Source organism: Vibrio sp. 1288, assembly GCF_033344475.1.
The window spans coordinates 1-681 of the sequence record NZ_JAWPOX010000565.1 but is presented as its reverse complement, the minus strand read 5'-3'; the positions used below and the strand labels follow the sequence as shown (position 1 = coordinate 681).

Below are 681 nucleotides of genomic sequence, written 5' to 3'. Positions count from 1 at the left end.
ATCAAAGAAGCGCAAGCCCTAGCTGAAGAAAAAGGCATGGCTGTGGGTTTGTACCGCGACCTTGCGGTTGGTGTTGCTGATTCTGGTAGTGAAACATGGGCGGATGAAGGCAACCTAGTGCTGGATGCAAGCATCGGTGCGCCACCAGATATTCTTGGTCCTCTAGGTCAAAACTGGGGTCTGCCACCGCTTAACCCTCAAGTGTTGGAAGCGACAGGCTACGATGCGTACATCAAGTTGCTACGTGCCAACATGAAGCATTGTGGTGCATTGCGTATCGACCACGTACTTGGCCTATTGCGTCTATGGTGGATTCCAAAAGGCGAAAAAGCGACAGAAGGCGCGTACTTGTACTACCCGGTGGAAGACATGCTCGCAATCCTAGCGCTTGAGTCGCACCGTCATCAGTGCTCTGTGATTGGTGAAGACTTAGGTACTGTGCCAGATGAAATCGTTGATATCCTACGTGATGCAGGCGTGCATTCGTACAAAGTCTTCTTCTTCGAAACCTCAAAAGAGGACGGCGGCTTTATTTCTCCGAAGCATTACGCAGAGCAGTCTATGGCGGCATTGTGTACGCACGACATGCCAACCCTACGTGGTTTCTGGCACTGTGATGACTTGAAAATGGGTCGTGAGATTGGTCTGTACCCAGATGAAAAACAGTTGGAAGGCTTATTC

The 681-nt window shown here is 50.4% G+C and carries 1 protein-coding gene; it reads left to right on the top strand.

Annotation, left to right across the window (positions count from 1 at the left end; all coding sequences use genetic code 11):
* On the top strand, positions 1-681 hold a 681-nt coding region (gene malQ, locus R8O11_RS28055), incomplete at both ends, for a 4-alpha-glucanotransferase (RefSeq protein ID WP_318194978.1).